We start from the raw sequence: 5,959 nt of genomic DNA, 5'->3' as shown, positions 1-5,959 counted from the left end.
CCTTGTATCGTCCCTTCTCAACCAGCTTACGAGATGATCCCTAGTAGAAATGTAACTTTTAGTTTTAACCATATCGGCTATAAAGCAATTACAGATTACGGTGATTCCAAATCTTTTTGTTTTGACGATCTGGGAGTGGAACCTGCAGGTAGGTTTTATGGAAAGGATTGTAATGTGCTAGGGGAAGTGCTTTTGTCCCGTTATGACCTATACTTAAAAACGAAACGTAAAATAAAAACCCACGCCACTACCAACCTTAATGCGGAGGAATTGGAAGAACGTTACGGTAATCGTGTTCGTAGCCGGATGCGGGAACTGTTTAACTTGATTGCTTTTGAAAAAACAAGCAATGACAAACGGATATAATAAAATAAAATCTGAGGATATATCGTATTTACGGTAAAACTAACTTCTTTACCATTTTTATAGTTGCTCTCTCAACCAAAGGGTTTTCAAACCTCTCAAACCGAAAACCGTATTTGCTATACAAATTTAACGCCTGAACCAATTGATGATTGGTATATAAAACCAAGCTCTCTAAGTTCAGTTCTTCAGCTTTTTCCACGGCTTTATCCATTAATAACTGCCCGATCCTTAATCCCTGAAATCCTGATTTAACCCCCATTTTTGCCAAGGTATATTCTTTGTCTGTAATCCGTTCCAAAGCGACGGAGCCCACGATTTCATTTTCAAGGGAAGCCAAGAAAATGTAACCTTTTTTCTCCAAGATTTCTTTTCGTGGGTTCTCAAAAAAGGGTTGGTCATATTCAGTGACTTCAAAATACTGGGTAAGCCACTGGTAATTTATATCCCTAAAGGCATCCCTGTAAGAATCCTCATAAGGAATTATTTTTACGCTCTTCTTTTCTTGTTCCATATTAAAAATATTCTTTTGCTTGTGGATGCTTCTGTATTAAACAATTTTAAGTTCCATCGTTATCCTGTTATGTTCTTTTTCAGCTTTCTTGAGCACAAAGCCCAAATGCTCAAAAAAGCTTTTTTGATGGATTTCGCAAGTGGCCTTAATTAATTTCATTGATGGGTAACTCTGTTTGATATATTGAATTAAATGCCTTGCTATTCCTTGATTTCTATGCTGTTCCAACACGGCAATAGAGTCCATTTCAACTTCATTACCCTTTACGTAAATAGCGGCATACCCCGCCGGTAAACCATTGACACTGGCTAGGAAATACGTAGGGTTGCTTTCCCAAACATCCAGATTAATTTCTTCGTCAACCGGATAAGAAAATAGTTCACGGCGTATGGCTTTCGCTAAGTTTAGAGCAAATGAATTATCACATTTTTCGATGGTAAACTCCCTATCTTTGGACTGCTTTAAAATTTGGTCTGCTTTTTCATTGAGCCTTTCTAAAAGGGGTTTTTCATCCAGTCGCATCTCAACTTCAGTAAGGGAGATAAAAAGGTTATGAGGATTGGCTGTCACGTCAGAGAGGGTGCTGGCAATACTATCCCAATACGGCTTTAATTCAGACACCATTTCACGTCCTTTAGGGCTGAGCATCAGGTTGCGCTTTCGTTCATCCCTACTATCCTTAACGGAAGAAATAAGCCCATTTTTTTCAATTTCTTTTAATAAGCCTATCGCTGCGGGATGGCTTAATCCAATTTCCTTTGCCAGTTCCGTTACACTCAATTGATTGACTATTGAAAGCACGTATATGGGAGGAAACCATTTGGTCTCAAAATTGATATTGTGTGCCTGATAAAATAAATTACCTGCATCCCTTAAGGTGTCCAATACATTTTGGAGCTTTGCCGCAATCGACAATATTCCTGCTTTCTCTATCGTGTTCATATTATTTTTATAACCTAACAATTACTTTACCAACGGTATGACCGCTCGCTATTTGAGCGTGGGCTTCTTCCATAGCATCAAATTCAATTATTTTTGAAATATGGGGTTTTAGAATCCCTTGTTGTAAATAATCGGCTATTACCTTAATATCATCCTCATCGGATTTTACTGTAAATTTTAAACCTTTAATTCCATTTTTACTTGCTTTATCCGTGACTGCATCATTCTTGCCAGATGGAATAGAAATAAGAACACCTTCCTTTTTTATTAATGGAATGGAACGGTCTATGGTATTCCCGCCTACCATATCCAGCACCATATCATAGTCCTTATGCTCTTTATCCAACGCATTGGTCTTGTAATCGAGATGTTTGTCAGCACCTAGACCCAAAACGAATTCCCTGTTTTTTTCAGAGGAAGTTCCCACCACAAAGGCACCCAGATGTTTTGCTATCTGAACCGCAAAATGCCCTACACCGCCGGAAGCAGCGTGAATCAGGATTTTTTGCCCGGATTTTAATCCTCCGAGATGAACCAATGATTGATAAGCCGTCAAAGCTGCCAGACTTGTCGCTGCAGCTTCAAAATGCGAAGGATTTGAAGGCTTTATTGCTAAATGAGCAGCGGGACAAGCTACATACTCGGCATAGGTTTTCCCGTGTCCGGGAAAGTTTACGAGTCCAAACACCTCGTCGCCTTCGGCAAACTTTTCTGAACGGGACTGGGTCACCACTCCCGAAAGTTCCCAACCTAAAATAAGTGGATTCTCTTCTTGTAGCATAAGATAGATCCCCTTTTCGTTTTTTGTCTTTAAATCTATGGGGTTTATGCCGATAGCTTTGGTCTGCACAAGCACTTCGCATTCCTTTAACTGGGGCAATGGAAGTTCAGTATAGTTAAGCTGATTGACATTTCCATCTATCTTTAAAACAATTGCTCTCATAACATTTTACTCGATAATAGAGATTTATAAGCTCCGACGCTTGCGTCGAAATCTAATAGTAAGTTTCCTTTGAATGCCTTGTAGGCTTGCCCCGAGTTAGTTTACTTACGCTGAGGAATGTATGCTATTCCTGAAATTTCTACGGAAGCCCCGAGTGGCAGATCCAATACGGCGATACACGTCCGGGTTGGAAATTTATCTTCAAAATAAGTGCTGTAAACAGTGTTGAAGGTGTCATAGTCATTCATACTTTTTAAATACGCAATGACACTTACCAAATTATTAAAACCTCCACCATTGTTTTCCAATTGCAGTTTTAGATTGTCCATCATTTGCTTTACCTCATTTTCAAAACTATCATTGGACAATTTTGAGGTTTGCGGGTTAATGCCAACCTGTCCTGAAATATAAACAGTGTTTTCTATTCGTAATGACGGACTTAAAGGTGCTTTGTTTTTCATTTTTTCAAGATTTTAAAGAGTTCTGAACTAATTCTGGAGACTAAAAATTTAGGCATTCTTTTTCAATACCGCTACCCAGTTATCCATAAATACATTCCGCTTTTCTTCCGAAAGCAGTTCAATGGAAAGAAATGGATTTAAATCTTCCAATTCGACCAGAAGCAGGGAACCATCTTTCATTCTACAGGCATCCACTCGGGTAATTCCCGTTTTGATGTTGTTCCACTGTATGAACTGTTTGGCAAACTCCAAATCTTCTGGGGTTGCTTCGTATTCCTGAAGATCCCAGCGCTTATCCTTTTGTGGGGCATATAATGCATATTGAAATTTGTCATCCAAATAGTAAAAGGAAACCTCATATTCAAAATCCAAAAACGGCTGGATGAGTTTTTCCTTGGGATTTGTCTTTAACAGTTCTTCCTTGGTCAAAATCTCCATCCCGATGGAATCGGCCCCGTTCTTTATCTTTACTATATACTTCTCGGGATTACCAAGGGCATCGATGTTTGAGATATCCTCTACGGTAGGGATAACGGGATGTTCAGTATCCATCAAATCCAATAAATATTGTTTTCCCTTGATATCGGCCTTACCGTCAAAGGAATTGAATATGTTGGTGTTTTCCTTTTTCACCGTATCCACAAAACGGTCAAAATAGTCCTGATACCCGATTACTGCCCCGGTATTCCTAAAGACGACCAGGTCTGCCTTGTCCACCAATGCAATTGCCTGTTGGGGATTCCCGATCAGGATATTGAAATGCTCCCTTAGTTTAGAGGTGATAAACAGATCTTCTTCATAGTAATTTCTCCCGTTCGCTTTGAAATAAAGATCCGTCAAATACAATATTGTTTTCATAGCTAAAATTATTTACGTGTAAATTTACGTAAATAATTACATATATTAAAAAAAATATAAAATTAATGTAGCATCATTCTATTATAGTTATTTAGCTGGGTTGATAGATCATTATATGACAGAAATGATCAAGATTAAGAACTGGATATGAAGGAATTTTATCCAGCTATGTTAACTGCAAATCAAACAAAAATAAAGACTCACGCTAAGATAAACCTAAACGTTAATAAACCTGAAGAACGCTACGGTAACCGTGTACGCAGTAGAATGCGGGAACTGTTTAATTTGATAGCTTTTGAAAAAAAACACTAAGGATAAAAGAAAATAGAATACCTAGATGCTTTTAAATAAGGCGGAGATGATTTCTTTGATGATTTCCATTACGGCCATAAATAGTTCTTTCATAATTCAATGTTTAGAGTGATATAGGTTTTTTTTATTGATGCGTACTTTTGGGAATCAATACAAAAGTTTGAAGTCTTATTATATCTTAAATTGAAATTCCAAAGATGAAATAATCTCTTCCGTTACTCAGCAAAAATACAAAACTGACGTTTTTAAGCACTGCTTTCATTTTCCGTTTTTGGGTTATCAACACCTTCCATCTTTCCATTCATAATATTTGCTGCCAAATGAAATTAAAATACTACAATAAGAGCGTATAATTATTTTACTCACAAATAATTGATAATCAAATATTTGAGTTCTAATATATGTAGTTTTACCATAGCAAAACAACACAATATTAAAACTATTAGGTTATGAAAAAATCAATATGCTTGGCAACGTTTCTTTCGTTGTTTACCCCATCAGTTTTCGCTCAAATAGGAGGGATTGAAAATTCTGTGAATGATGTTTCCGATACCATACGTACTGTTTTTCCCATTATTCTCGGAGTTATTTTTCTAGTAGGTTTTCTTTTTAATGCGGGTCACTTCTTCGGTGAGAACGCTGACCTGAAAAAAGGCATCACCCGAGTGCTCGTATTCGTATTAATTGCGGGAGCGGTTGTGGGCATCTTTACCTACCTCATTGGTATTGTGGTTTAATGATCAAGAATTTTAAAGTTTAAATTTTGGGTATGAAAAAATTTATAGTATACAAAGATATCAGGAAAAGAGCCATCATTTTTGGGCTGCCCATTTCCTTATTTGCCTTGATGATGATTTCCATAGTGACTTCTCTCTTAGTCATCATCTTCTCTTTTAGTTTTGGGGTTATCATAGGAATAATTTCTATGAATGTTGGCCTGTATGTGACATTGATACGCATAACAGGCAATCCCCATTTTTTTACTTGGCAAAAAACCTTTCCAAAAATGATTAGCAATAGAAGAAATTCTGGACTCGACTATGAATAAAATTAACTTCACCTCATTTAACCCAATTATAGATATTCAGGACAATATCCTATTTGCCAATAATGGAAACGTAGTGCTATGCTATGAAGTCAAGTTGCCCGAAATCTATTCCCTTTCTGAAAAGGACTTCAGTGACATGCATGGGGCTTGGTTCCAAGCACTCAAATCTCTACCTATTGGAACCGTGGTACATAAACAAGATCTCTATAGGAAAAAAGAATATACCTCGGACGAATTGCCCAATCATACTTTTTTAGAAAAAGCAACCCATGATCATTTTAAAGGAAGGGAATATATGGAACACCGATGCTATATCTTTTTTATCCTGACCAAGAACAAAGCGCTCAACAATTCCAAATATGTAAATCCATTTAAAAAGGTTTCCAAAAACAGGATAAGGGAAATGGATGATGTGGTAAAAAGTTTTATAGGTGCGGTAAAGGATTCGATTTCTTTTATCAATAATAGTCGAAAAATTCAAATAAACTCAATGCTCCCTAAGGAGATAGAACAATTAA

8 protein-coding genes and 2 pseudogenes are annotated in these 5,959 nt (G+C 37.0%); 5 read left to right on the top strand and 5 right to left on the bottom strand.

Features of this window, described 5'->3' with window-relative positions; translation table 11 throughout:
- Positions 1-366 (top strand): annotated as a pseudogene (locus FT986_RS10180) (ATPase); the annotation flags it as partial.
- A gap of 28 nt (positions 367-394) precedes the next feature.
- Here FT986_RS10180 and FT986_RS10175 read toward each other — a convergent pair.
- From FT986_RS10175 to FT986_RS10155, 5 genes are all read right to left on the bottom strand, one after another.
- Complete coding sequence (locus tag FT986_RS10175; protein WP_147864947.1) at positions 395-877, bottom strand: GNAT family N-acetyltransferase; 483 nt, start codon at positions 875-877, stop codon at positions 395-397.
- Between the two features lie 36 nt (positions 878-913).
- Positions 914-1,819: a bifunctional helix-turn-helix transcriptional regulator/GNAT family N-acetyltransferase gene (locus FT986_RS15955; protein ID WP_187248611.1), complete on the bottom strand. Its 906-nt coding sequence runs from the start codon at positions 1,817-1,819 to the stop codon at positions 914-916.
- A gap of 7 nt (positions 1,820-1,826) precedes the next feature.
- Positions 1,827-2,762, bottom strand: coding sequence for an NADP-dependent oxidoreductase (locus FT986_RS10165; RefSeq protein ID WP_147864946.1), 936 nt, complete (start codon positions 2,760-2,762; stop codon positions 1,827-1,829).
- A 101-nt stretch (positions 2,763-2,863) separates the two neighbouring features.
- Positions 2,864-3,223, bottom strand: a complete 360-nt coding sequence (locus FT986_RS10160; RefSeq protein WP_147864945.1) for a RidA family protein — start codon at positions 3,221-3,223, stop codon at positions 2,864-2,866.
- 48 nt (positions 3,224-3,271) lie between these two features.
- Positions 3,272-4,081, bottom strand: coding sequence for a hypothetical protein (locus tag FT986_RS10155; protein WP_147864944.1), 810 nt, complete (start codon positions 4,079-4,081; stop codon positions 3,272-3,274).
- Positions 4,082-4,270: 189 nt separating this feature from the next.
- Here FT986_RS10155 and FT986_RS16170 point away from each other — a divergent pair.
- The 4 genes and pseudogenes from FT986_RS16170 to FT986_RS10135 form a co-directional block, all read left to right on the top strand.
- Positions 4,271-4,409 (top strand): annotated as a pseudogene (locus FT986_RS16170) (ATPase); the annotation flags it as partial.
- 433 nt (positions 4,410-4,842) lie between these two features.
- On the top strand, positions 4,843-5,130 hold the full coding sequence (locus FT986_RS10145) for a hypothetical protein (protein WP_111540363.1): 288 nt from the start codon (positions 4,843-4,845) through the stop codon (positions 5,128-5,130).
- 32 nt (positions 5,131-5,162) lie between these two features.
- Positions 5,163-5,441, top strand: coding sequence for a hypothetical protein (locus FT986_RS10140; RefSeq protein WP_147864943.1), 279 nt, complete (start codon positions 5,163-5,165; stop codon positions 5,439-5,441).
- The coding region (locus FT986_RS10135) for a DUF3875 domain-containing protein (RefSeq protein WP_147864942.1) at positions 5,434-5,959 on the top strand (526 nt) is incomplete at its 3' end. The genes FT986_RS10140 and FT986_RS10135, both read left to right, overlap by 8 nt.

The sequence above is a fragment of the Mesonia sp. K4-1 genome, from assembly GCF_008017825.1.
Lineage (GTDB): Bacteria > Bacteroidota > Bacteroidia > Flavobacteriales > Flavobacteriaceae > Mesonia.
This window is presented reverse-complemented; position numbering and strand designations above follow the sequence as displayed.

Coding starts and splice junctions, on each gene's coding strand:
- FT986_RS10175 (WP_147864947.1), bottom strand. CDS start 877: ATGGAACAAGAAAAGAAGAGCGTAAAAATAATTCCTTATGAGGATTCT.
- FT986_RS15955 (WP_187248611.1), bottom strand. CDS start 1,819: ATGAACACGATAGAGAAAGCAGGAATATTGTCGATTGCGGCAAAGCTC.
- FT986_RS10165 (WP_147864946.1), bottom strand. CDS start 2,762: ATGAGAGCAATTGTTTTAAAGATAGATGGAAATGTCAATCAGCTTAAC.
- FT986_RS10160 (WP_147864945.1), bottom strand. CDS start 3,223: ATGAAAAACAAAGCACCTTTAAGTCCGTCATTACGAATAGAAAACACT.
- FT986_RS10155 (WP_147864944.1), bottom strand. CDS start 4,081: ATGAAAACAATATTGTATTTGACGGATCTTTATTTCAAAGCGAACGGG.
- FT986_RS10145 (WP_111540363.1), top strand. CDS start 4,843: ATGAAAAAATCAATATGCTTGGCAACGTTTCTTTCGTTGTTTACCCCA.
- FT986_RS10140 (WP_147864943.1), top strand. CDS start 5,163: ATGAAAAAATTTATAGTATACAAAGATATCAGGAAAAGAGCCATCATT.